At 45.7% G+C, this 24,652-nt stretch carries 16 protein-coding genes and 1 pseudogene; 7 read left to right on the top strand and 10 right to left on the bottom strand.

Translation table 11 applies throughout. The features are described from left to right. The first annotated feature begins 140 nt into the window (after nucleotides 1-140). The 5 genes from QZ076_RS15575 to QZ076_RS15555 all read left to right on the top strand — a co-directional run bounded on the left by QZ076_RS15575 (nucleotide 141) and on the right by QZ076_RS15555 (nucleotide 8,500). Nucleotides 141-2,438, top strand: coding sequence for a TonB-dependent receptor (locus tag QZ076_RS15575; RefSeq protein ID WP_365325934.1), 2,298 nt, complete (start codon nucleotides 141-143; stop codon nucleotides 2,436-2,438). Nucleotides 2,439-2,482: 44 nt separating this feature from the next. After that, the gene (locus QZ076_RS15570) at nucleotides 2,483-3,901 is read left to right on the top strand and encodes a DUF4374 domain-containing protein (protein ID WP_293714616.1); all 1,419 of its coding nucleotides are present in this window, start codon (nucleotides 2,483-2,485) and stop codon (nucleotides 3,899-3,901) included. Nucleotides 3,902-3,919: 18 nt separating this feature from the next. Further along, a complete protein-coding gene (locus tag QZ076_RS15565) occupies nucleotides 3,920-4,750 on the top strand; it encodes an alpha/beta hydrolase-fold protein (RefSeq protein WP_293714614.1) in 831 nt (276 codons plus the stop codon). Further along, the gene (locus tag QZ076_RS15560) at nucleotides 4,747-5,883 is read left to right on the top strand and encodes a PepSY-associated TM helix domain-containing protein (RefSeq protein WP_293714612.1); all 1,137 of its coding nucleotides are present in this window, start codon (nucleotides 4,747-4,749) and stop codon (nucleotides 5,881-5,883) included. The genes QZ076_RS15565 and QZ076_RS15560 overlap by 4 nt, the downstream gene beginning before the upstream one ends. A gap of 61 nt (nucleotides 5,884-5,944) precedes the next feature. Further along, complete coding sequence (locus tag QZ076_RS15555; RefSeq protein ID WP_293714610.1) at nucleotides 5,945-8,500, top strand: DUF5686 family protein; 2,556 nt, start codon at nucleotides 5,945-5,947, stop codon at nucleotides 8,498-8,500. Nucleotides 8,501-8,532: 32 nt separating this feature from the next. Here QZ076_RS15555 and QZ076_RS15550 read toward each other — a convergent pair whose 3' ends face one another. Then, complete coding sequence (locus tag QZ076_RS15550) at nucleotides 8,533-9,297, bottom strand: DUF6599 family protein (protein WP_293714608.1); 765 nt, start codon at nucleotides 9,295-9,297, stop codon at nucleotides 8,533-8,535. Beyond that, nucleotides 9,294-10,448, bottom strand: coding sequence for a DUF362 domain-containing protein (locus tag QZ076_RS15545; RefSeq protein WP_293714606.1), 1,155 nt, complete (start codon nucleotides 10,446-10,448; stop codon nucleotides 9,294-9,296). Before QZ076_RS15545 ends, QZ076_RS15550 begins: the two co-directional genes overlap by 4 nt. Nucleotides 10,449-10,639: 191 nt before the next feature. Here QZ076_RS15545 and QZ076_RS15540 point away from each other — a divergent pair, with 191 nt between their 5' ends. Continuing rightward, a complete protein-coding gene (locus QZ076_RS15540) occupies nucleotides 10,640-10,993 on the top strand; it encodes a hypothetical protein (protein ID WP_293714604.1) in 354 nt (117 codons plus the stop codon). Nucleotides 10,994-11,209: 216 nt separating this feature from the next. Then, nucleotides 11,210-13,519, top strand: coding sequence for a TonB-dependent receptor (locus QZ076_RS15535; RefSeq protein WP_293714602.1), 2,310 nt, complete (start codon nucleotides 11,210-11,212; stop codon nucleotides 13,517-13,519). Between the two features lie 62 nt (nucleotides 13,520-13,581). On the opposite strand, the gene QZ076_RS15530 is transcribed toward QZ076_RS15535, so the two are convergent. From QZ076_RS15530 to QZ076_RS15495, 8 genes and pseudogenes are all read right to left on the bottom strand, one after another. Then, complete coding sequence (locus tag QZ076_RS15530) at nucleotides 13,582-15,861, bottom strand: RelA/SpoT family protein (protein ID WP_293714599.1); 2,280 nt, start codon at nucleotides 15,859-15,861, stop codon at nucleotides 13,582-13,584. A 92-nt stretch (nucleotides 15,862-15,953) separates the two neighbouring features. Further along, entirely contained in the window at nucleotides 15,954-17,480 is a 1,527-nt protein-coding gene (locus QZ076_RS15525; RefSeq protein ID WP_293714597.1) for a lytic transglycosylase domain-containing protein, read from the bottom strand. Between the two features lie 6 nt (nucleotides 17,481-17,486). Continuing rightward, entirely contained in the window at nucleotides 17,487-18,176 is a 690-nt protein-coding gene (locus QZ076_RS15520; RefSeq protein ID WP_365325931.1) for a DUF5683 domain-containing protein, read from the bottom strand. 51 nt (nucleotides 18,177-18,227) lie between these two features. Beyond that, nucleotides 18,228-19,112 carry a ParB/RepB/Spo0J family partition protein gene (locus tag QZ076_RS15515; RefSeq protein WP_293714593.1) on the bottom strand — a complete coding sequence of 295 codons (885 nt, stop codon included), beginning with the start codon at nucleotides 19,110-19,112 and terminating at the stop codon, nucleotides 18,228-18,230. Between the two features lie 9 nt (nucleotides 19,113-19,121). Next, nucleotides 19,122-19,886 (bottom strand): AAA family ATPase, encoded by a 765-nt coding sequence (locus QZ076_RS15510; protein ID WP_293714591.1) that lies wholly within the window; start codon nucleotides 19,884-19,886, stop codon nucleotides 19,122-19,124. A 177-nt stretch (nucleotides 19,887-20,063) separates the two neighbouring features. Continuing rightward, a pseudogene (locus QZ076_RS15505) lies at nucleotides 20,064-20,465 on the bottom strand (putative toxin-antitoxin system toxin component, PIN family). Then, nucleotides 20,462-20,665: a hypothetical protein gene (locus QZ076_RS15500; RefSeq protein WP_293714589.1), complete on the bottom strand. Its 204-nt coding sequence runs from the start codon at nucleotides 20,663-20,665 to the stop codon at nucleotides 20,462-20,464. Before QZ076_RS15500 ends, QZ076_RS15505 begins: the two are co-directional and overlap by 4 nt. A gap of 329 nt (nucleotides 20,666-20,994) precedes the next feature. Further along, nucleotides 20,995-24,180: a DUF6383 domain-containing protein gene (locus QZ076_RS15495; RefSeq protein WP_293714587.1), complete on the bottom strand. Its 3,186-nt coding sequence runs from the start codon at nucleotides 24,178-24,180 to the stop codon at nucleotides 20,995-20,997. Between the last annotated feature and the right edge of the window lie 472 nt (nucleotides 24,181-24,652).

The following is a 24,652-nucleotide window of genomic DNA, read 5'->3' as shown; positions in this document are numbered from 1 at the left end:
CTTTCATTTTCACCCGACCTTTGCATCGGTTTCTAATAACGGTAAAAAGATTAAACACATTGAAAACGATTTTGAGAGGACTAACGATCATGCTGACCCTTATTTGTTTTGCTGTTGCGGCAAATGCACAAAGGGAGACGATGATCTCGGGGAAGATATTATCCACAGAAAAAGAAACAGTCGATTTTGCAACGGTTTACCTGAAGGGTACGAACTACGGCGGCACGACAAACGAAGAAGGCATCTACCATCTGAAAGCGCCCGCAGGAAATTACACGCTGGTAGTATCCGCCATCGGCTACACGACCGTAGAGAAAGCAGTCCGGCTGATCGACGGCCAGCGTATCAAACAAAACATGACGATCTCACCGCAGGTAGAAGAACTCGACGAAGTAGTCGTTGTCTCCAACGGAGTCAGCCGCCTGAAACGGTCCGCATTCAATGCCATCGCGGTGGATACCAAAGAGCTTCAGAACTCGACTAAAAACCTGAGCGATGCACTGGGCAAGGCTCCGGGGATGAAGCTCCGTGAATCGGGTGGCGTAGGGTCGGATATGCAGCTGATGCTGGACGGTTTCAGCGGAAAGCATGTAAAGGTATTTATCGACGGCGTGCCGCAGGAAGGGGTAGGAAGTTCTTTCGCCCTGAATAATATTCCCGTCAACTTTGCCGACCGCATCGAGGTATACAAAGGGGTCGTTCCCGTAGGCTTCGGGACGGATGCAATCGGCGGGGTGGTTAATATCGTGACTAACAAGAAGCGTCGTAACTGGTTCCTGGATGCTTCCTATTCCTACGGATCGTTTAATACACATAAATCATATGTAAACTTCGGACAGACCTTCGATAATGGTTTCGCCTACGAGATCAATGCATTCCAGAACTATTCGGACAACGACTATTATGTAGATGCTCCGGTAAAGGACTTCGAAACCGGTAGCCTGGATACAGAGAAAAAAGAACGGGTGAAACGTTTCAACGATACCTATCACAACGAGGCGGTTGTCGGTAAACTGGGCCTGGTGGATAAGAAATGGGCAGACCGCCTGATGTTCGGGTTCACCTGGTCGAATATGTATCAGGAGATACAGACGGGGGTACGCCAGAAAACCGTATACGGTCAGAAGCATCGCAAAGGCCATTCGCTGATGCCGTCGCTCGAATACAACAAACGCAACCTGTTCGATAGCGGGGTAGACGTGGCGCTGACCGTCAATTACAACAAGAACCAGACAACGAACGTGGACACTTCCGCCTACGAATATAACTGGCGCGGCGAAAAGCACCTGATGAATTCACGCGGCGAACAATCTTACCAGCATACCCGTTCGGACAACAATAACTGGAACGGTACATTAACAGCTAATTACCGGATCGGCAAAGCGCATATGTTCACCTTCAACCATGTACTGAACACCTTCAGCCGCTCCAACACCTCACTACTGACCAACGAGGAAATGACAGATGCCATCAACAAGGAAACACGGAAGAATATCTCCGGCCTCTCCTACCGCCTGATGCCGTCGGAACACTGGAACCTCTCCGTGTTCGGTAAATACTACAACCAGTTTGTGGCAGGCCCGATGGCAACCAGTTCCACACAGGATGAGTATGTGCGTACCACCCGCAGCGTCAACTCGATGGGATACGGAGCCGCAGGTACCTATTTCGTGCTGCCCGGCCTGCAAGCCAAGCTGTCTTACGAAAAGGCATACCGCCTGCCTACGATCGAGGAAATGTTCGGTAACGAAGACCTCGAGATGGGTGATCTCAGCATCAAACCGGAGAACAGCGACAACATCAACGTGAATATCAGCTACAACAGGACATTCGGCAAACATACCATATATACGGAAGGCGGCGTAATCTATCGCAATACCAGCGACTATATCCAACGTAATATTACCGACCTGAGTGGCGGAAAAGAAGCTGCGACTTATATCAACTACGGTAAAGTACTGACCAAAGGGTATAATATCTCCGCCCGTTACGGCTTCGGTAACTGGCTAAGCATCGGTGGAAACTTCACACAGATGAACGTACGCGACAATCAAAAGACGGCCATCGGTAGCGGTGCGAACAACATCGCTTACAAACAACGTATGCCGAACCTGCCCTACCGCTTTGCCGACTCGGACGTGACGTTCTACTGGCGTAACCTGTTCGAGAAGGGCAATACACTGACCGTATCATACGACAATCAGTATCTGCATGAGTTCACCTATTATTCATCTATCATCGGATCGAATAAAGGGGAATATCTGGTACCAAGCCAGTTCTCACACAACCTGTCTCTGTCTTACACTCTAAAGAACGGACGTTACAACATCTCTTTCGAATGCCGTAACTTCACGGATGAGAAGCTGTATGATAACTTCAGCCTGCAACGTGCCGGACGGGCTTTCTACGGAAAGGTTCGTGTCTACTTAGGAAATTAATCCCAATATAAATAGTAATAAATTCAATATTAAAACAAAACAAGATGAAGAAGAACTTCTTTTTAACAGGTCTTTTCGCAACAGCGATGACCGCACTGACATTTACTGCCTGTGATGACGATCCTGCCAACGGTGGTGGCGGAGACGACGGTGGAGACGATGACAAGAATGCCGAATATGTGATCGCGGCTTCGGTTACAGCTTCCGGAAACACGACCAATGTATTGGTAAATGCAGAAACATTAGACGAAGGAACTGTATCGACCATCAACAACGGGGTTGTAAATGATGGCGCCAGCTACTGGGTATTCTATAAAAATCAATATCTTTATGCATTGACTTACAACCAGGGAGAAGCGGGCGGTACCCGTTCGTATATCATGGATGCAGGTGGCGAAGTAAAGAAACGCTCTAAAGAGTTTGCGGTAAAAAGATTTACCACTTATGGTATCTACGATAAATATATCATGACCTCTTCTACCGGTGACGGCCCTACGGACTGGAACGACGAGAACGGTTACACGCCGAAAGTATTCCTGATCTCTTATCTCGACGTAGCAGCTGAAACATTTACCACGAATGACACGAATGATAAAGCATATCTGTCTGAAAACTTCCTGGGTAACGGTGAATACGTAACTCTGGCCGGTTTGCTGGAACATAACAACAAGATTTATACGGCTGCCGTTCCGATGGGACTTAGCCAGTTCGGTACGAAAGACCAGAATGGCAAATGGGTAAAAGCAGGCAACGAAGACCTGGTGAAGAAAGAGTCGGGTGGTTCAAACAGTAGCGCATACAAGAAAGATGAGTTGCAGTGGACACAGTATCCGAACGAATGCTACGTTGCGATCTTCGACAATGCCAATATGAACAGTAAAAAGATCATCAAGACAGATAAGATCAGCTATGCTGCCGGACGTAACAAATCGCAGTACTACCAGATGATATGGGCAGCCGACAATGGTGACGTATATGTGTTCTCCCCTAGCTTCGCCAAGACGATGAGCGACGTTCGCCAGCAGACTACTTTACCTGCCGGTGTGGTACGTATCCCTTCCGGAACCACAGAGTTCGACGATTATTACTGCAACCTGGAAGAGAAGACCGGCGGAAAATCTTTTGTTCGCAGCTGGCATATCACAGGCGACTATTTCATGTTGCTGATGTACGACAGAGCACTCACCGAAACAGGTTATGTAGCTAATCAGCTGGCTATCTTCAAAGCCGGTGACAAGTCGCTGACATATGTAACTGGTCTTCCTGCTGCCGATCAGATTTCCGGTTTCGGCAACGAACCGTTTGTTGAAAACGGCAAGGCTTATGTAACTGTAAGCTACACGGAAGGTGGCGGCAACCCGGCAATCTACAAGATCGATCCGGCAACAGCTGCTGCAACAAAAGGTCTTACGATAGAAGCGACTCAGGTAAGTGGCGTTGGTAAGCTGACTGCTGCAAACTAAGTCGCAAACGACTGAAAAATGAATCGGATCAAGATCCTTCTTATATTCCTCCTGCTCCCGCTAACCCTGCGGAGCCAGGGGGATATTTTTATAGGTAAGAAACAGTCGCTTTACTCTACCGCCTTGCAGGAAAACAGAAACTACTGGATACATCTGCCAGAGAACTACGGACAGGATACAACGCAAACCTATCCGGTGGTTTATCTGCTCGACGGTGATTCGTTCTTTCATTCGTTAGTGGGTATCAGCAAAACATTCTCCACCGTGAGAGGGAAGTTCCTCCCGCAAAGTATCATCATCGGTGTGCTGAATGTAGACCGTACACGCGACCTGACGCCTACCGCCTCAGCCGCCGGACGTGACGGAAAGATAGCTCCCGGCACCATCCCGCAAGGGGGCGGTAGCGAAACGTTCAGCCGCTTCCTGACCGGAGAGCTTCGCGCCGTTATCGACAGCGTCTACCGTACCAACGGAAAGAATATGCTGATCGGACATTCCTACGCGGGACTGTTCACGCTCAACACTTTCCTTCGTCATACGGAACTGTTCGATATGTATCTAGCTGTCGACCCGAGCCTTTGGTGGGATCAGGGCAAACTATCGGAAGAAGCGGAAACATGGATCGAAGGAAAAGACTTCACAGGGAAAAGCCTGTATATCGGCGTCGCTTCTAAAAAGCGTACCGACCGAGTGGATATCCACCTCAACAAAGTAAACCATCTCCTCACAGAGGTACTGCCGCAGGCGGAGAACCTGCGTTTCTTTAGTAAATCATTCCCCGAAGAGAACCACGGAACAGTCGCTATCCCTGGTATATACGACGGGATCAAACAACTATATGGTAAATGAGAAAGTTATTTGCAAAAATACATTTATGGTTATCGATACCTTTTGGTATCATCATTGCGATTATCTGCCTGACAGGTGCAATCCTGGTATTCGAAACAGAGCTGTTGGAGCTGTGTTATCCCTCCCGTTACTTCGTGAAAGAGGTGAAAGGCGAACCGCTTCCTCCTGATGTCCTGCTCAGTTCGGCACGCCAGCAACTGCCTGATTCCATCCAAATAAACGGGATCCGTGTTTCACAGAATACCAAACGGACCTGGCAGGTGGTATTGCCGGGGAAGAAATCTGCTGCTTTTATCAATCCCTATACTGCTGAGATCACCGGTATCGACGACGGACAAGGCTTTTTTATGCAAATGATGCGTCTGCACCGCTGGCTGCTCGACTCTTACAAACGGGATGGCAGTTTTTCCTTAGGCAAAGCCGTTGTAGGCTACTCTACTCTGGCATTTGCCATCATACTTATAAGCGGCCTGGTGATCTGGTATCCGCGCAATAAGAAAGTACTGAAAAACCGCTTAAAGATAAAAACCAAATCAGGTTGGCATCGTTTCTTTTACGACCTGCATGTTTCGGGTGGCTTCTACGCGACCTTGCTTCTGCTAGCCCTGGCACTGACCGGTTTAACCTGGTCTTTCGGTTGGTATCGCGATGCATTCTATACCATTTTCGGTGTCGAAACCACCCAACCGCAGGCACATGCTCCGGCGCCGTCCGACTCCAAAGGAAAATCGAAAGAAAAAGGTTCCCATGAAAGGGGGAGAAACAAGCATGCGGAAACAGATTATACGCAATGGGCTACAGTCTTGACCGATCTGCAAAACCGTTATCCGCAATACAACTCCATCACGATTCAGGATGGATCGGCCACAGTTTCTTCCGCTCGATACGGCAACACCCGGGGAAGCGACCGTTATTCTTTCGATACGGCAAACGGGAAAATCAAAGAGGTGCAACTATACGAAGACCTTCCCAAGTCAGGAAAGATCAGAGGGTGGATCTACTCCGTACACGCCGGAACCTGGGGCGGACTGACAACGAAGATATTAAGTTGCCTCGTTTCTTTACTCGGAGCTGTATTTGCGATAACCGGATATTATTTCTGGATCAAGAAGAAGCTACGGAAGAAAAAGTGACCCGTTACAGGACGATTATTCGCGGATCAATCCTACATTTGCATATTAATAAATTGTTTTGATGAAAGTTTATTCGCTGATTGTCCTGTTTTGTTTATTGCCCTTGCATCTGTTTGCCCAGGTATTGACAGGCAGAATAACAGATGTGTCGGGAGAAGCGATCCCCAATGCGACTTTATACATCCGTGAAGTGGCATTGGGGATTACTGCCGATGACAACGGCGAATTCCAGGCTTCCCTGAAGAAAGGTTCCTACACCTGCGACTTCAGTTCTTTAGGATATGAGCGAAAGACCCTTCCTCTGACAATCGACAAAGCGGAGACACACCTTGCCGTAGAAATGGAAAAGAAAGTGTATGCCCTGAAAGAGGTCATTGTCTCTGCCAACCGCGAAGATCCGGCTTATGCCATCATGCGGAAAGCGATCGGCATGGCTCCTTTTTATCTCCATCAGATAGAGAAGTACGAGTCGTCCATCTATGTGAAAGGAAGTGTAAAGGTAGAGAAGATTCCCCGGCTTATGACCTTCGGTTCAAACGGGAAAAAGCTGAAAAGCCTCACTAACAAGCTCTTCTTAATAGAGTCGCAGAACGAAGTCAGCTTCACTTCTCCCAATCGGTATGAACAGAAAGTGCTGGCCTTCTCTTCCACCCTTCCCACAGATATCGATGCCGGACAGGTCATGTCTGTCATGACTGCCAACATATACGACCCGAACGCTTTCGGCAGGATATCTCCTTTAGCCGCGGGAGCCTTCTCATACTACAAGTTTGCGTTGGATGGTATAAGCATGGAGGGAGATCATATGATCAACAAAATACGTGTACAACCTAAAAAGAACAACCCTAAGCTGGTCAGCGGTTGGTTATACATCATCGAAAACAGCTGGAACGTGCAAAGTGCCGATTTAAGTGCTACCGAACTAGGTGTCACCATCCGTTTCACCGCCACCTACAACGAAGTGAAACCTTCCGCTTTTCTTCCTACGGCCTACGATATCGACATGAAAGTAGATGCCATGGGAGTAAAAGCCTCTGGCAAATATTATTCATCCGTTCAATACAAAACCGTCGAACTCAGCGGAACAGCCCAGGTCGCCAGCCCCAAATCGCAGGAACAACTGAATACATTAGCCGCCAAAGAAGAACTCAGCAACCGGGAAGCCTACAAAATGGCGAAGCTGATGAAAGAGACGACCGAGCCGGAAGAAACAAAGAAAGAACGGGAGTCGCTCGAAATCAATCCGGGCAATGCGAACATCAAAGTGACAGTCGACACCCTGGCAGGAACCCGCGACTCCACCTATTGGGAAACGATACGCAAGCAGCCGCTGAAGAAAGATGAAATTGTAAGCTATCAGGTCAGAGACAGCCTGAAAACAAAAATGGAAACCCTACGAAGCAAGGACTCTTTACAGAACCGCACTCCAGCCTATTGGATCGGCAAACTGATCACCGGCGAAAGTGTCCCTTTAAATAAGAAACTCCAATTCGGATATAGCGGATTGCTCAAGGCATGCCCGCAATACAATTTCGTCGATGGTTTCTGGTTGGGGCAACAATTCACGTTGCGCAACAGCTTTACGGAAAGCCGGGCATTAATCGTCTCCCCTTCGCTCTATTACACCACAGCGGGAAAGACCATAAACTGGCAGATCGACGGAAGTTACCAGTATGCGCCCATGCGCCGTGGCAACATATCCCTCTCCGGAGGACAGACTACTGCGGATTATAACGGGGAAAGCGGAACACTCCTGACGATCAATTCCATCGCCTCCCTATTCTTCGGTGAAAATCCGGTGAAGTTCTACAAAAAAGAATTTGTTTCCCTTTCCAATACCGTCGAGTTGGCTAACGGCCTGCCATTGACCACCGGTATCAGTTACGAGAAACGCAACGCATTAAACAACCGTCAATCCTATTACTTTTTCGGGAATACCCCTTCATCCAATTTACCCAACGGACAATTAACGCCTATGCCGGATAATTCAGCGATGAAAGTAAAGATCCAGCTGACTTATACGCCTCGATACCATTATTGGAAACACCGGGGGAAGAAGATGTATGTTTATTCCGATTATCCGACCTTCTCCTTACTGTATGAAACCGGAATATCCACAGGATCAAAAGAGTCTGCCTCCTTCAACCGACTCGAAGGCAATATCAGCCAGACAATAAAGATAAGTGAGTTCGACAGGATCGGTTATACTGTCAACGGAGGGAAGTTCCTTTCCGCCAAACGGGTCTATTTCCCGGACTTCAAACATTTCGATACCAACGAACTATTCATTACCGGAAGCTCGCTGGATTACAGTTTTTGCTTGTTTGACAATTATATTTACTCTACCGACAAGCAATGGTTACAGGCTCATTTGAACTACACCTCCGATTATTTGCTGTTTAAGCGGTTACCTTTCCTTCAAAAGTATATGTTCAATGAAGCGCTCCATGCCCGTACGCTTTGGATACCCGGTAAAAGTTATTCCGAATTCGGATATTCTGTCGGATTCAGCAATGTTGCACGGATCGGTGTCTTTGTCGGCCTGGAGAAAGGCAGGTACGATGCCATCGGTTTCACGATCAGCCTGCCGGTACTGAAATCGATAGGGATAAAATAATTCCTCGTGGGTACGACCGGATAGGAACCAGATCAGAAGCCGAAACCACCATAATCCTCTTGTTCCGACTCTTTTTCATTGCCACGAATATAGATGAAATCGTTCCCGCTCTGAATAATATCGGGGGCGGGAACTTTTTCTTTTAGCTTCTCCACCTCTTTCCCTTCTTTCACGCAGATCCAGGCACGATAACTTTTCGAAGGTTTATCAGCCATAAACCATACTCCGGTATAAGATATATCTTCCAGATAATGCATCAGTGAAGTACTGACACCGGATATGCCTATCGGTCCGCGCAGGAATTTCAGTTTGCCGGAATAAGGGGATATCTCTTGCAACAGCGCCGGTATCGCCGGGTTATCTTTCCCATCCATCGGAAGATACTGCCGGATCAACTTGTCCACCTTGCTCTTTGCCGCAGCCGAGCCGGAAGGGAACACCACCGATACATATTTATCGCCAGCCACAGCCTGCAGCTGGTAAGGCGACAAGCAATCGATGCAATCCAGCGTATCCGCCCGTTGGCAGCGGAACACATGGAGCGAATAAATACCGAAAGCATCCTCGGGTGTCGGCATCTCATAAATCTCGATTGTATATTCCTGTCCGTCGTAAACGACATCACGGGCTGTCAGTTTGCTGACACCGTATTCAAGGAACTGCTCCGCTCCTCCGTTCATAAAACCGTAGAGTCCCGAGCCTGTAAACACCCGCTCCCTTTTCACTTCGACCTCCTGTGCAACCAGAAAGGCGGGGGTCAACAGCAGGAAACCTGCCCATCGTATAAAATGTTTCATGCCTGCAACGTTGTTTCTATCAGTTCGATTTTATCCTTATCGGCCACACCGAGTTGAAACTCCTGCGCCATATCCATAAAGGTACGTGCTCCGGCTTTCTCTTCTTCCTGCAACCCCTCTTCGATACGTTTGGCGATCACTATATCGTAACTGATACGGTCGACTGCCACCGCGTCGCTTCCCGCCAGGATAGTATTATAATGGCAGATAAATTGCGGATTGGCAGCCGGTCCGCCGTCGAAGCAACCGATCATTCCATCGACAATATTCAACACCACCTTATCCCGTAACGGAGGGAAAGCACAAACCGAAGCACAGGTATCATGCCACATCGGACCGTGAAGCCTGGCAGTATTCGTAATCGAACCGAAAGCGAGGTTCTTCATGCAGCAGGTGATCGTTGTTCCGGCATTCTTCAGTACCGGGACGTTGATGATCTTCGTCACCATCTCCGTACATATCTTCGTGAAATAAGAGTTCTTTCCGCCATTAATCATGAAAGGCATGGTGTAAGCGTCGTATTCTCCTTCGATGTCGACGGAAAAGTACTGCTCTTTATCGATCCGCTCTTCGCCGTAGAACTTACCTTCGGCATTGATGTAACTGCCGTTCTCATCCTGATATTCTGTACCGACGATTCGAATGCCGGAATAGTTTTCAGAGGTAAAACCGGATTCTTTAAGGTCGGCTTCGCGGCGATCCCAGATGATGATATGGTCGCGGGAAATACCGGCTTCTTCCAGTTGATTGATGATAGATTGGGTCAGGGCATGAGAGGTAGACAACAGCTTACCGGCAATCGGGTTCACTTTCAGCCCGATCACATCGTCAGGGCCGACGAATTGCAGCCAGGCTTCTTTCAGGTTATCCTTTCCGGTGAGGTGCTGCATACAGCTTTTAAGCATTCCGTAAGTGATTTCTTCGGAAGGCTGACCGTCGACAATACAACCGGGATGGGTCGCCTTCGCTACTTTACCCGGATATTTGCCGGGCATGGAGTGCTCGTTGCGGGGGATAGCCAGAGCATCCTGCACATTCGTTGCCGGCTTTTCATCAGCAGTATGCACAGACGGAGCCGCCTTTACAATGGGAGAAAGAGCCGCACCGACTCCGCTGAGAGCCAAAGAACGGAAAAAGTTTCTTCTTTTCATGGTATTATAATGATTAAGTCATTCAGACTGCTAAGGTATTGATTTTATTTGTGAGTTATAGTTTTTAGATAAAAATCCCTTCACATAGGTATTGACAGCCACCCGGAAAGTATATACTTTTGTGAGGATAATTTGAGAATTAATATAATCGTCTTTGAACGATCTAATATATTATTTATCTTTGTGACAAGGTGAAAGAGAAGTATAGGAAATATCTGCGAATTGTACTCCCGGCATTATTCATTGCCTATCTGGGATGTTTGATAGCCTTTACCCACGTTCATATCGTGAATGGGGTAACGATCGTCCATTCGCACCCTTTCCACAAGACTGACGACGGACGTCCGGACCATGAACATGGTTATGCGGAGTTCCAGTTACTTCATCAACTATCGACTATTCAGATTAGCAGTGCTGCATTTGTCTCTTTATTGCTTGCCGCTTTCCTCACCGTATTATTCAGATTATCCTGCAATCCGGTCTACCCGGATTATCTGGTTCCCATACAAGGAGAACCGTCTCTTCGCGCCCCTCCTGTAGCCTGATAAATATGACCCCATGCTATTTGCCAACTTTTTTCATCACGTTGGCAAAGCCGTGCCACGCCTATGGCAAAGTTATGCCATGCTTATGACAAAGTTGTGCCATGCCTGTGGCAGAACTATACCATGCTTGTGGCAAATTCTTCAATTGAGAAGAAGAGTCCCGGAAAATACCGGGCATTCAATTATTGTATTACCTATTTATCAGATTAAATCAATATGAATAAGATTATAACACTCATACTATGCCTTTGCTGTACCCTTACGGTTGCATGGGCCACAGAAGAAGAGAAAATGAACGCATCGGATGCAAACGTATTCGGGCATGTATTGGATAAAGAAACCGGTGAGCATCTCCCATTTATCACTGTCATACTAAAAGGGACAACCATCGGAACGACAACAGACAACTCCGGCCATTATTTCCTGAAAAACCTGCCGGAAGGAAAGTTCTCCCTTGAGTTTAAATATCTCGGTTACAAGACTGTCACCCGGGAAGTGAAACTGGAGAAAGGGAAAACACAGGAAATCAATGTAGAAATGGAAGAAGATCGCATCGCCCTGGACGGTGTAGTCGTTTCGGCTAACCGGAGCGAGACATCGCGCCGCCTGGCTCCTACGCTGGTAAATGTGATCGACTCGAAAGTCTTTAATACGACCAGCGCGGTAAACCTGGCGCAAGGACTGAACTTCCAGCCGGGTGTACGCGTAGAAACGAATTGCCAGAACTGCGGTTTCCAGCAGGTACGTATCAACGGGTTGGACGGACCTTATACGCAGATACTGATCGACTCGCGCCCTATATTCAGTGCACTTTCGGGTGTTTACGGGCTGGAACAGATTCCGGCGAATATGATCGACCGTGTGGAAGTGATGCGTGGCGGAGGCTCGGCATTATTCGGTTCTTCTGCCATTGCCGGGACGATCAATATCATTACCAAGGAGCCGCTACGCAACTCGGGCGAACTGACACATACTTTGTCTTCTATCGGAGGAAGTTCTTCTTTTGATAATAATACGACGCTGAATGCTTCATTGGTAACGGAAAACGGGAAGGCCGGTATGTATATCTTCGGACAAAACCGTCACCGTTCCGGTTACGATTATGACAATGACGGCTACACCGAACTACCCAAGCTGAAGAATCAGACGGTAGGTTTCCGCTCCTATCTGAAAACAAGCACGTATAGTAAGCTGACGTTCGAATATCATCACATGAACGAATACCGTCGTGGCGGTAACCTGTTGGACCGTCCGCCTCATGAAGCGGATATTGCCGAACAGTTGGAGCATTCCATCGATGGCGGAGGATTGAAGTTCGATCTTTTCTCATCCGATTACAAACATAAACTCAGCGTCTTCACCTCGGCTCAGAACACCGACCGCGACAGTTATTACGGCACCGGACAAGATCCGAATGCGTACGGTAAGACAACCGACCTGACCTTTATGACCGGAACACAATATTCGTACAGCTTCGACCAGTTCCTCTTTATGCCGTCAGACCTGACCGCCGGACTGGAATACAATTACGACCATCTGAAAGATGAAATGATCGGTTATAACCGCTACACCAACCAGAAGGTCCATATCGAAAGCCTTTTCTTGCAGAACGAATGGAAAAACAAACGATGGAGCTTCCTGGTCGGAGCGCGTATGGACAAGCACAACATGATAGACAATGTGGTATTCAGTCCCCGTGCCAACATTCGTTTCAACCCGACGGAGGATATCAATATACGTGCCAGCTATTCCAGTGGCTTCCGCGCTCCGCAGGCTTTCGACGAAGACATGCATATCTCTGCCGTCGGTGGTGAGATAGCGATGATACGACGGGCGAAAGACCTGAAGGAAGAGAAGTCGCAGAGCCTCAGCACATCGGTCGACTTTTATCACCGTTTTAAGAACGGTATCCAGGTTAACTTCCTGGTGGAAGGTTTTTATACAAGTCTGAACGATGTATTCGTATTGGAAGATATCGGGAAAGACGAGCAGGGCAATATCATCAAAGAACGCCGCAACGGTTCGGGAGCAAAAGTGATGGGACTGACCCTGGAAGGGAAAAGCGTCCTTTCTTCCTGGTTATCTTTACAGGCAGGAGCCACCTTACAGCGCAGCCGTTATAACGAACCGGAGAAATGGAGTGAAAACGAGAATGTGCCGGCTGAAAAGAAGATGTTCCGTACACCCAATACGTACGGTTACTTTACTGCAACACTTACTCCGTTGAAACATTTCACAGCGTCCTTGTCAGGAACTTACACCGGCAGCATGTTGGTGCAGCATCTGGCGGGTTATATCCCTATGGATAAAGCAGTCAATACACCGGACTTCTTCGACATGAACATCAAGCTGGCGTATGACTTCCATATCTACAAGGATATCACACTGGAAGTAAATGCCGGCGTACAGAACCTCTTCGAAGCCTACCAGTCCGACTTCGACCAGGGACCGAACCGTGACTCTGCCTACATCTACGGACCGGCAACGCCGAGAAGCTATTTCGCCGGTATCAAGATTTCTTACTAAGATACTTTTTACGACAAAGGGTCTTTGCCTTACCACGCAAAGACCCTTTGCATGTTCAGACACTAATCGGCTACACGTCCTACCGACTTAATATTCTTAATTTTGGAAAGTGTCACACACATCTTCTGAATGTCTTCCACATCATGCACTTTCATCTTGATCCGCCCTTCGAACACTCCGTCTTTCGCTTCGATCAACAGGCGCATAATGTTCACATTGAAATCATCGGCAATCGTCTTGGTGATCGTATTCAACACTCCGATCGAGTCGATACCTTTCACTTCCAGCGTAGCTTCGAAAGAGGCATTCTTATGGCTGCTCCATTCCGTATTCAGGATACGTTCGCCGAAACTACTCTTCAGACGCATGGCAATCGGACAGGAACGTTTATGGACAACCACATTTCCATCGTCGTTGATAAAGCCTAACGCATCATCGCCCGGGATCGGTTTACAGCATTCGGCAAGAACATAATTACGCTCGAAAGCCTCTTCACGGAGGATATAAGGTTTCGATTTATCGTATTTCGTCTTGGGTTTTTCTTCCGGTTTCTCTTCTTCCGACTTTTTAGAGCCGACACCCAATGCCTGTTTTACGTATTTAAACAAGAGGTTATCCGTCTTTTCTTTCAGCAACTTCTTGATATTCTCTGGAAGTACCACATCTCCCTTCTCTACGGCATAATAGAATTCTTCACGTTTAGGGAAACCGAAATACATACATAGTTTATCCAGATTGGACGTACTTGCTTCCATCTCCGAACGTTTGAATGCTGAGATCACTTTCTCTTCGCCCAGCTTAGCCGCATCTTTGCGGGCACGTTTCAATACGGCATCGATCTTGGCTCTCGCCTTTGCTGTCGTAACAAAGTTAAGCCACTCCGCCTGCGGTTCCTGCGAACGGGAAGTCAGTATCTCGACCTGGTCACCACTTGCCAACGGATGACTGAGAGGTACCAGGCGATGATTAACCTTCGCTCCGATACATTTATTTCCGATATTGGTATGCAGGGCATAAGCAAAGTCAAGCGCTGTGGCTCCCTGAGGAAGTGTCTTGATATCTCCCTTCGGAGTAAATACAAATATTTCGGAAGTGAACAAATTCAGTTTGATCGTATCCAGGAAGTCGAGTGCATTCGGATCCGGACTTTCCAGGATTTCCGTAATGGTCTGAAGCCATTTGTCCAGCTCCGTGTCTTCTTCTACGCTATGTTCCTTATATTTCCAGTGAGCAGCAAATCCTTTCTCGGCGATATCGTCCATACGCCGGCTGCGAATCTGTATTTCCACCCATTGTCCGTCAGGTCCCATTACGGTAAGATGCAATGCCTGATAACCATTTGCTTTCGGACGGCTCACCCAGTCGCGGATACGGTCCGGACGGATACGGTAGATATCCGTAATAGCAGAATAGATATCCCAGCACATATTCTTTTCATCCACCCCCGGCAGCGGATCGAAGATGATACGAACAGCATACAAGTCATAGATATCTTCAAACGTAATCCCTTTGCTCTCCATCTTGTTCCAGATGGAATAAGCGGATTTTACACGGGCTTTCATTTCATAATGCAAGCCCATCTCTTTCAGTTTCTTATCAACCGGGACTGCAAAATGGTCGAAAAGCTTATTCCGGCTCTCTTCCGTAGCCTGCAATTTCTTCTCGATGAAATCATATTCATGGGGATGTTCGTATTTGAAACTCAGGTCTTCCAGTTCTGTCTTGATCGTGAAAAGGCCCAGACGATGTGCCAGTGGAGCGTAAAGATAAAGGGTTTCACCGGCAATCTTGAATTGCTTGGCAGGAAGCATGGAACCCAGAGTTCGCATATTATGCAGACGGTCGGCAATCTTGATCAGAATCACCCGGATATCATCACTCATAGTGAGCAATAATTTACGGAAGTTCTCAGCCTGCGCCGAGGCTTGCTCCCCGAATATTCCTCCGGATATTTTGGTAAGACCGTCCACGATCTGTGCGATCTTCGGCCCGAACATATCACTAATATCCTGTACGGTGTATTCGGTATCTTCTACTACATCATGGAGGAGAGCGGAACAGATAGAGGTTGAGCCCAGCCCCATTTCACGGCAAACGATACGCGCCACAGCAATAGGGTGCATAATATAGGGTTCTCCGGAACGACGCTTTACCCCTGCATGTGCCTGGTTAGCAAAGTTGAACGCCTTAGTGATACGCTCGACTTTTCGTCTATGATTTGAATTCAGGTAGTCCTGCAGCAGTTCATTAAATCCGTCCTGGATCATCTTTTCATCTGCCGACATGGCCGGTAACATGTCACCGGCTTCCTTTGTGTCTTTTGTGTCTATCGTATCGCTCATGGTTACAACCTCTTCTTTTTATATAACGTCTGTAACCACAAATATACAAATATTCATCAAAAATCAATAAGGAAGCCAGGAAAATAGCGAGTTTATCCCACAGGAATCTTCAATACCTGTCCGGGACGGATATTTGCATTCGGTAATCCATTGGCCTTCTGGATCAATGTGGCCGACACTCCGGGATACTTTTTGGATATAGTATACAGAGAGTCACCCGACTTAACACGGTAAGAGACAAAGCCATTGCTTTGCTTTTCAACGATTTCTGAAGAAGAAGTCGTCTTAGTTGCTGTCTTTGCTTTTGAAGCGGAAGCAAATGCCACACCTCCATTGTCTACATATAACGTTAGACGCCGTCCATTGGCCAGCCTGTTAGATTTCAGGCCGTTCCAGGAACGAACTTCTTTCGGAGTTACCCCATAACGGTCGGATATCGTATAAATATTCTCGCCGGAAGCTACACGATGGGTGATCTTCTCACGATTTGAAGTACTTCCTTTGTCTGTTTCGGATGTATTATAAGCCAGGCAACCGGCCAACAAGTCTTCTGCCCGATGGGTATATATCGTGTCCTCCTTGTCTATAAAAGCATAGGTCTGATTAACCGGGAGCTTCAAAACGGACGGTTCTGCATTTCCGGGGATAATATCACGTTTGTATTGCGGGTTCAGGGCACGTATCTGCTCTATATCCATCTGCAGCACGTCAGCCACCTGCTCCAAATGCAAGGCTTTCGTTACTACCACTGTATCCGTTGCCAACGGCATACTGGTCTGCATCGGACAAATATTGTGATCGCAATAGTAATTCATAATATAATTGGCCGCGATAAAGAGCGGCACATACGAACGGGTTTCTTTGGGCAGATAAGGGAAGATATCCCAGAAATCCGTTTTACCTCCCGAACGGCGTATTGCTTTATTTACATTTCCCGGTCCGCAGTTGTAAGAAGCCAATACCAGGTTCCAGTCGCCATAAATGGCATACATATCTTTAAAGTAACGACAGGCGGCATGAGTGGCCTTCACCGGATCACGACGTTCGTCTACCAGACTGTTGATCTCCAAACCGTAGATCTTGCCGGTCGGAAGCATGAACTGCCACAGACCGCAAGCTCCCACACGGGAGAGAGCCACAGGGTTAAGGGCACTTTCCACAATAGCCAGATACTTCAGTTCGATAGGCAGGTCGTGTTCATCAAGAACCTGCTCGATGATGGGGAAATAAAAATCCGCCATACCCAGCATATATCGTACGAGGTTACGGCGGCGGTCAGCATATAAATCGATACAATCGCGTACTACCTTATTATAAGGTAAAGAAATAACGCGCGGCAATCTTTCCAGACGTTCCCGATAGACAGAGTCAGGGAAGTATACATTAGCATCATCGTCATGGCAATATTCATCTCTCTTGGAGAAATATTGGACGTGCCACGAGCGAAGAAGGCTGTCCACATCAGCATCCAGACTTTCCGGGATCAGACCGACATCTACAGATAACGAGTCGGCAGAAAGGTTCGAATACTGAGGTTCTTCGTTGTCGGTTATTGCTTCCTGTGCACGGGCAACAGTAAAAAGACAACAGAGACAGAGTAATGTTAGTAAATATTTCATGTGTTATTAGAATTTTATACTGCAATTCAGGCCATACGACCGGTCACTGAAACTGGTTTTCGGTGTTACCGCAGGCTCTATACGCATACTCAGATCCGGCGAAATATCGAAGTCGAACAACTGTGCATCCACATACGCATCGATCATACAGATAGCATAAACGCCAGCCGTAATGATAATACTCAAATCCCTGTAACGACGGAAATAGTCCTTACGACTCTTTATATTATCCTGCAACCTCGTATTAGTTATAAACTCTGCCGGATCGCGCCCGTTCTTCTTGGCAATATCCACCCAGGAGCTACTCCAGGCTGTCGGATCATTCGGATGATCCTTCACATCGTTCATCAAATCCAGATAAGCTGTCGAATAATCCTTATAGTTACGGTTATTCCAGGTAACAGCATAGATACATCCCATAAAACCGCCATATACTATCGGCAATTTCCAGTATGCCCTGTTATATATCTGCCCCAACCCCGGCACGAGCGAATAAAGAACGGCCCTTGTCGGATTCGGCTTAAACGGCTTCATGTTTATTTCCTTAAACTTGGGTTGCGGCACAGAATCGGCAGCATGAAGCACAGCCTGCACTGTCGAATCGGGTGGTGCCACCACTACCGTATCAGCATCAAGTATTACTGCTTGTCCCTGTGCTTTCGCATACAGGGAAATACCGGCAAGTACTACCAGCAAGCATAGTATCCTGCTTATTTTTGATTTCATCCTCACGAATCTAGCGTCAACTTATTTCAACTTATCCAACAGGCCGATCAGCCTTTCCAGTTCTTCTTCCGAGGTAAAAGGAATCGTGATGCGTCCTTTTCCCTTGTCGTTGCATGCCAGTTGTACCTTCGTATTAAAGAAACGGGACAAATGATCCTTCAGCAGATTAAATTCCTGGGGAAGCATCGGTTTACGTCCGGCTGTACTCTCTTTCTTTTCCGGCGCAACTGCTTCCGCCCCGTTACGTACGATCTCTTCTACATTACGTACGGAGAGGCCTTCTGCCAGTATCTGTTCATACAAGGCCAGCTGCACTTCCGGATCTTCCACCGGTAGCAGGGCACGTGCATGTCCCATATCTATTTTCTTATCTTTCAGTCCCATCTGTATCTCTGCCGGGAGTTTCAACAGGCGGAGATAATTGGCGATGGTGGCCCGCTTCTTCCCTACCCGTTCGCTAAGCTTCTCCTGGGTAAGGCCGTAGCTGTCTATCAGTTTCTGATAAGCCAATGCAATTTCTATCGAGTTAAGGTCTTCGCGCTGGATATTTTCAATCAGCGCCATTTCGACTACATTCTCGTCGGCCGCCGTCTTGATATAGGCAGGAATCTGCTCCAGACCGGCCATCAGTGATGCTCGGTAACGGCGTTCACCGGAAATAATCATGTACTTCTCCGTACCGATCTCCTTCAGGGTTATCGGCTGGATAACGCCCAGTGAACGGATAGAGGTAGCCAATTCTTCCAGTGCTTCTTCCTCAAATATAGAACGGGGTTGATCAGGATTGGGCTGGATCTTACTCAGTGCTATTTCACTGATAGAAGACGAACCTCCGGTTTTAAGGTCGTCCATCGTGATCAAAGCATCCAATCCACGGCCAAGTGCCGATCTTTTCATTACTGCCATAATTTGTCCTTATTTATTTTTGTCTATCAGCTCTTGCGCAAGCTGCATGTGATTAAGCGCTCCCTTCGACTCGGCATCGTAAAGCAGTACGGGTTTGCCATAACTAGAGGCTTCGCTCAATTTCACATTACGCTGAATAACGGTTGTGAAAACAAGATCGCGGAACGGTCGTTTCACCTCTTCGTAAATCTGGTTGGCCAGTCGAAGACGCGAATCGTACATCGTCAGCAGGAATCCTTCGATTTCCAAAGCCGGGTTCAGCTTCGATTTAATAATCTTTATCGTATTCAACAGTTTACTGATACCTTCCAGTGCAAAATACTCGCATTGAACGGGAATCATTACCGAATCGGCTGCAGTCAGTGCATTCACTGTGATCAGCCCCAAGGAAGGAGAACAGTCGATCAGGATAAAATCGTACATATCCTTAAGGGGGACAAGCATCTGTTTCAGGATCTGCTCCCGGTTCTCCATGTTCAGCATTTCAATTTCCGCACCTACCAGGTCAATGTGAGACGGGATAATATCCAGTCCTTCCACCTCGGTTGGGATAATGGCACCTTTCGGGTCGTCTCCGTTCACCAGACATTCGTAGATGGACAATTCGACACTCCGAATATCCACACCCAGTCCGGAAGAGGCATTTGCCTGCGGATCTGCATCAACAACCAGCACTTTCTTCTCAAGGGCAGCGAGGGATGCAGCCAGATTTATCGTGGTCGTTGTTTTACCAACCCCACCTTTCTGATTTGCTAAAGCGATAATCTTTCCCATACTTTGTCTTTTAATTCAGAGGCAAAACTAAACATTAAAAATCTAACGATATTAGGTTTTTGCAAAACAATGCTCGTTTTGTTGAAAAGTCGCCCTAACTGTTGATAACTTGCAAATATAAACAGAATATTTAATAACTTGTTTCAAATGAGGCGTATGTGATAGTTTTTTGGTAAATTATAACATCCTTACAAAAGTATTAAAGTCAAGGATGTGGGTGTGATTGTGTTCTTTTAGAACTAACAAATCTTTATCTCCTGATACAATATAGTTTGCTTTCACTGTGTCTGCCAACGACAACAGGTATAAATCTTTGCTATCTCTTATAGGGGAAGTTGCCTGCTTTTTAATATCGACACAATAACAATATAAACCGATAAGTTCCAAGGTCATAGAAACATCATCCGGTTAAATATACTTCTTAAGCTTTGGACGTTGGGCTACATCTTTATATTCATTTATCAATTCCTTACAAACATAAATTTCTATTCGCTTATTCTTTAGTAAAGCTTCTAAAACAGAGAGTCTTTTACCAATTGTAAACGAGATCCAAAGGTTTGTATCTATAATGATTTTCATTTATCGTACCTTACAGAGTTTAGCTCCTTTAATATATCCTCATCCGACAATTCAACGTTTTCAGGACGAGACTGAATATATTTATCCAAAATAGCATCCTTGTCAGACACTGTCCATCCCATCTTTTTAGCTAGCTGCTGAAAAAGTTTCACATCCGACTTTGGGACATTTAAATAAAAACCTCGTAAAGCTGCATCCATAATAACCTCCATTTTTTACAAAAATACTTATTCTAAAAGAAATAACCATAGACAAACAGTTAAAAAGAACCTTATTTGCATTTTGCGAATTACAAATAAACAACTGATAAAACTAACGAAGCCCCGAAAAGAGAATCCTTTCGGGGCTTGTTTTTTATCTGCGTTCCTCCTTCGCAAGAGTACTTGACAGATGAACTTTATTTTATTACTTAATATTTTGTCATTTCACCTGTTCGCCTGTCACAGGTTACTTAATGGCTCTCCCGAAGGAGAACCATTACATGAAAGACTATTTTTGATTATAAATTTCTTTTATAAATAAGTCGTTATTACTTAACGATTGCTTTAACAGCAGCTTCACCTTCTACAGCTACAACAACTACACCAGCAGGAGCAGCGATTTCAGCCTTATCAGAAGAGATTACTGTGTTAGCAACTGTCTGACCAAGAACGTTGCTGATAGTAACTTTCTTACCTGCTGCACCCTTAACGATTACAGCACCTTCTGTTGCAACTACAGAGATTGTAGATACTTCAGGAGCTTCTTCGTTGGCTGTCGGGTTGCCTTCGTAGCCTTCTTCGATTCTAAACAAGTCACCCTTATTGTAACCATTTTCTACAACAACAGTACCATTGATCCACTTCAAATAACCTTCGTTGTTAGAGAATACTTTAGAGTCATCTTTAACAGCTTGTGCAGGGTCATAATTCTTATACATAGTCTGGATCTTGAATGTACCTTCAGCAGCATCTTCATAACGGAATGCGAACTTAACTTTGTTGAAAGCAGGAGTATTCAATTCTACTTTTATTGTATCATCGTTTGTGAACAAGAACAATGTATCTTTGATGTGCATACCCGATACGAATGACAGCTTAGCACGTTTTTCACCAGCTTCATTATTGTTTACATACGGATTTGTATGCAGGTGAGTAGCTCCATAGATATTAGCTGTGTCAATCAAGTTCACTAAGAAACGACCTTTTACAATCGGAGTCTTTTCTGCATGAGGACATACACCGTGTTCCTTAATCCATTCAGGATCGTTGTGTTTAGGATCATCCGGACAATAAGTCTTAACACTGTTATCCACATTTACAGCCAACAGATACTGCCAGCAAGTGTTATTTTCACGATTTACATAAGCTGTATCCACAAAGATAGCCGGGTTCAATTTGAACTGAGGATCGTAAACATTATCGATATTCAAGAAACTCAAAGTATCGTTTTCAACAACAGACTTGTTATCTCTCTTTTCGTAAAGAGCTTGATTTGCATTTTCATCACGATACAATTTAATAGTATCGCCCCAAGCCAATACATCATCATTTACCAAGTGGTATTCAGGATCGTCAGAAGGCTGTACCAGCATCAAAGAGTTGTTATCTTTTGCATACAAAGCCATTTCTTCCCAAGAACCATTTTCCAAGCTATTGCCCAAGAACAGTTTGTCGTCACCAAGAGTGAAAACAGATTTGCCTGTTGATACATTCACATAACCATTATCTGTTACATATGTATTTGTTCCAGCTAACGTTACATAGTTATAAGTATTACCCGGTTTCTTCTTCAAAGCAAACTTCTGAGCAGCACCGTTATCAGCAGCTTCGTTGTTGTCCTTGTCGCAGATATAATATTCCAGATTTGTGTATTGGTAGTTCTTAACGAACTCATTGTTTTCACGGTTCTGGAATGTGTACGGAAGGATAACCAAAGTTGATTTTGTTTCAACTACGTCTTTAGCTGTAGCATCCCATTTATTCAATGTGCTAACGATCAATACAGAGTCAACCTGATTCTTCCAACCCTTGTCACCGCCTTTTACCTTGAATGCCAGATTCCACTTAGTTGCAGCATCTTTATTTACAGTAGCACCGATCTGGTGAGACATGCTATGGTTTTCTGCCCAATAAGCAGGAATATCCTGATCTGCATTCTGACGAGACTGAGCCAAATAGTAAGAAGTGTTACGCAATACGTTTTCATTTTCTACCATATAACCGTCAGTCGGAGTAACTGTTGCAACCGGAGTGATTGTAATCAGTTCGTCTGCTACCAAGTTAGTAGCTGTCACGTTAGCAACTTCATAAACACCTGTTTTATTAGTACCGCGCAATTCAGAAAGAGTAACCGAAATGCTCGGATTTTCACGGTTAGTCAACTTAATAGTTGTACCTCTGTCTTCGGTAGTTACAGCCCAATGAGTTGCCGGGTCTTCTACTACGAAACTTTTAGCTTTAGCAAAGTCTTCTTTTGTACCGTCTTCTGCAATTGTCAGAACACCGTCAATTTTGTATGTATTAGAAGCACCTTCTTCACCGTTAGCCACATAGTTTACTTTTACAAACTGGCCAGTCAAGAACTGAGTCAAGTCAATTGTATTTGAGCTACCCAAAGAAGTAACAGCCCAGTTAGCAGCACTACTTACTGTTCCTGCTTTATCAAAAGCAGTCAGACGACCTTCATTGTTTGTATTGTTAATATACAGTCTTTTATCTGTATTAACAATAACTTGAACAGCCTTAGAACCGTTATCTGCAGCATGAACTGCAAATTTATAAGCGGCATTAGCATTTTGAGCCAAAGCATCAGTTGCAGAAGCTAATTTAAATGCTCCCGGTTTGTCAGAATCTTTGTTTGCATCAGCATCCCAATAGATGTATTTGCCATCTTTGTTTTTCAAGAAATACTCAACTTCAGTAGTTGCTGGTTTGAAACCTGGATTACCCTTACCATCAACATCAGCTGCATACACCATAGCAGTCAGTTTGCCAGCAAATGCACCTGCACCAGTTACAGTCACACCTTCTTTAGCTGAAGAAATAGTCAGTTCAAAACCATCTTTCAAGTTTTTATTCAACTCATCACCTGTTGTAGCAGCTGTAGCAAAAGCTGTTTCTACAGATACGAACAGTGCAGCGTCTACTAACTCTGTTGCAGCATCAGCACCAGCAGAAACAGTCAAAGCAGACCCATCAGTGCACTTCACATAACCACCAAACGCACCTTTTGATGTTTTTACACGCAACACGAAGAAATAACCAGGCTTGTTTTCTGCCTTTACAGGGACAACATCAAAGTTCCCAAAACCGGCTACAGTCAAAGTTTTATCGATGTTATTCAGCAACTCGCCGTCTGACTGCATTGTCCAATAAGCTCCAGCACCACCGACAGGAGTAGCAGCTATGGAAAGAGTTCCATCAGCAGCAACTTGAACATATTTATCATCAGCTACTGTCATAGCTGTCGTACTGTTTGTGTTCTGGATCACCAACAGACGAGCATTCTGAGTAAAGCCCGACAGAATACCACCTTTAACAGCTGCCATTTTAGTTTCATCAGGCAACACATTTGTTTTTGTATCATCCCAAGCCAAAGCCTTGTCTGTACCAACAACAGCTCTGGTCTCGATTGCAGTAGGAGCTGCAAACATTGAAGCCGCCGTTCCTGCATAAGCACTAAAAGCTGATGCAAATAACAAGCTGGCTACAAGAGTAGAAAACTTTTTGTTCATAATTCTAAAATTTAATATTAATACTAAAGTGTAATAAGTTCTTATTCAATACGATCGCTACATTTATAGACTTCTTTATCCTATGACTAGCGAAAACGATCGTTTATTCTCGTCTACAAAAGTACACATTTGTTTCATTTCCGCAATTCTTTTCACTTCTTTTTTTTCATTGGTATCTGCTTTCTTATCAATTGAATAGCATAGTTTGTATGAAAACGCATTTTTAGAGGACGAACGCCAAACCAATGACGAGAATAAACGATCGTTTTTTCTCGTCATCTCAATGCTTCCTGTCCCCCGCATTCAGTCCGCTATTTTTCGAATAAAACAAGCACTATACATATTATGTACGCGTGTACATTAATATGATACCATATATACCCTCCGATTCGGGCTTCTCGTGCTCCGCCTCTCCCCCTCTCTTTTCACCCTTTTTCGCCCTTAAATACCTAAGATATTTCATTAGGACAGC

Source organism: uncultured Parabacteroides sp., from assembly GCF_905196875.1.
GTDB lineage: Bacteria > Bacteroidota > Bacteroidia > Bacteroidales > Tannerellaceae > Parabacteroides.
The sequence above is the reverse complement of the archived record's forward strand: the minus strand, read 5'-3'. Positions and strand labels throughout refer to the sequence as shown.

Bases quoted from the DNA above. Each gene is read 5' to 3' on its own strand.
- QZ076_RS15510 (WP_293714591.1), bottom strand. From the start codon at position 19,886: ATGGGAAAGATTATCGCTTTAGCAAATCAGAAAGGTGGGGTTGGTAAA.
- QZ076_RS15550 (WP_293714608.1), bottom strand. From the start codon at position 9,297: ATGAAACATTTTATACGATGGGCAGGTTTCCTGCTGTTGACCCCCGCC.
- QZ076_RS15495 (WP_293714587.1), bottom strand. From the start codon at position 24,180: ATGAACAAAAAGTTTTCTACTCTTGTAGCCAGCTTGTTATTTGCATCA.
- QZ076_RS15570 (WP_293714616.1), top strand. From the start codon at position 2,483: ATGAAGAAGAACTTCTTTTTAACAGGTCTTTTCGCAACAGCGATGACC.
- QZ076_RS15565 (WP_293714614.1), top strand. From the start codon at position 3,920: ATGAATCGGATCAAGATCCTTCTTATATTCCTCCTGCTCCCGCTAACC.
- QZ076_RS15575 (WP_365325934.1), top strand. From the start codon at position 141: ATGATCTCGGGGAAGATATTATCCACAGAAAAAGAAACAGTCGATTTT.
- QZ076_RS15555 (WP_293714610.1), top strand. From the start codon at position 5,945: ATGAAAGTTTATTCGCTGATTGTCCTGTTTTGTTTATTGCCCTTGCAT.
- QZ076_RS15560 (WP_293714612.1), top strand. From the start codon at position 4,747: ATGAGAAAGTTATTTGCAAAAATACATTTATGGTTATCGATACCTTTT.
- QZ076_RS15530 (WP_293714599.1), bottom strand. From the start codon at position 15,861: ATGAGCGATACGATAGACACAAAAGACACAAAGGAAGCCGGTGACATG.
- QZ076_RS15515 (WP_293714593.1), bottom strand. From the start codon at position 19,112: ATGGCAGTAATGAAAAGATCGGCACTTGGCCGTGGATTGGATGCTTTG.
- QZ076_RS15500 (WP_293714589.1), bottom strand. From the start codon at position 20,665: ATGGATGCAGCTTTACGAGGTTTTTATTTAAATGTCCCAAAGTCGGAT.
- QZ076_RS15535 (WP_293714602.1), top strand. From the start codon at position 11,210: ATGAATAAGATTATAACACTCATACTATGCCTTTGCTGTACCCTTACG.
- QZ076_RS15525 (WP_293714597.1), bottom strand. From the start codon at position 17,480: ATGAAATATTTACTAACATTACTCTGTCTCTGTTGTCTTTTTACTGTT.
- QZ076_RS15545 (WP_293714606.1), bottom strand. From the start codon at position 10,448: ATGAAAAGAAGAAACTTTTTCCGTTCTTTGGCTCTCAGCGGAGTCGGT.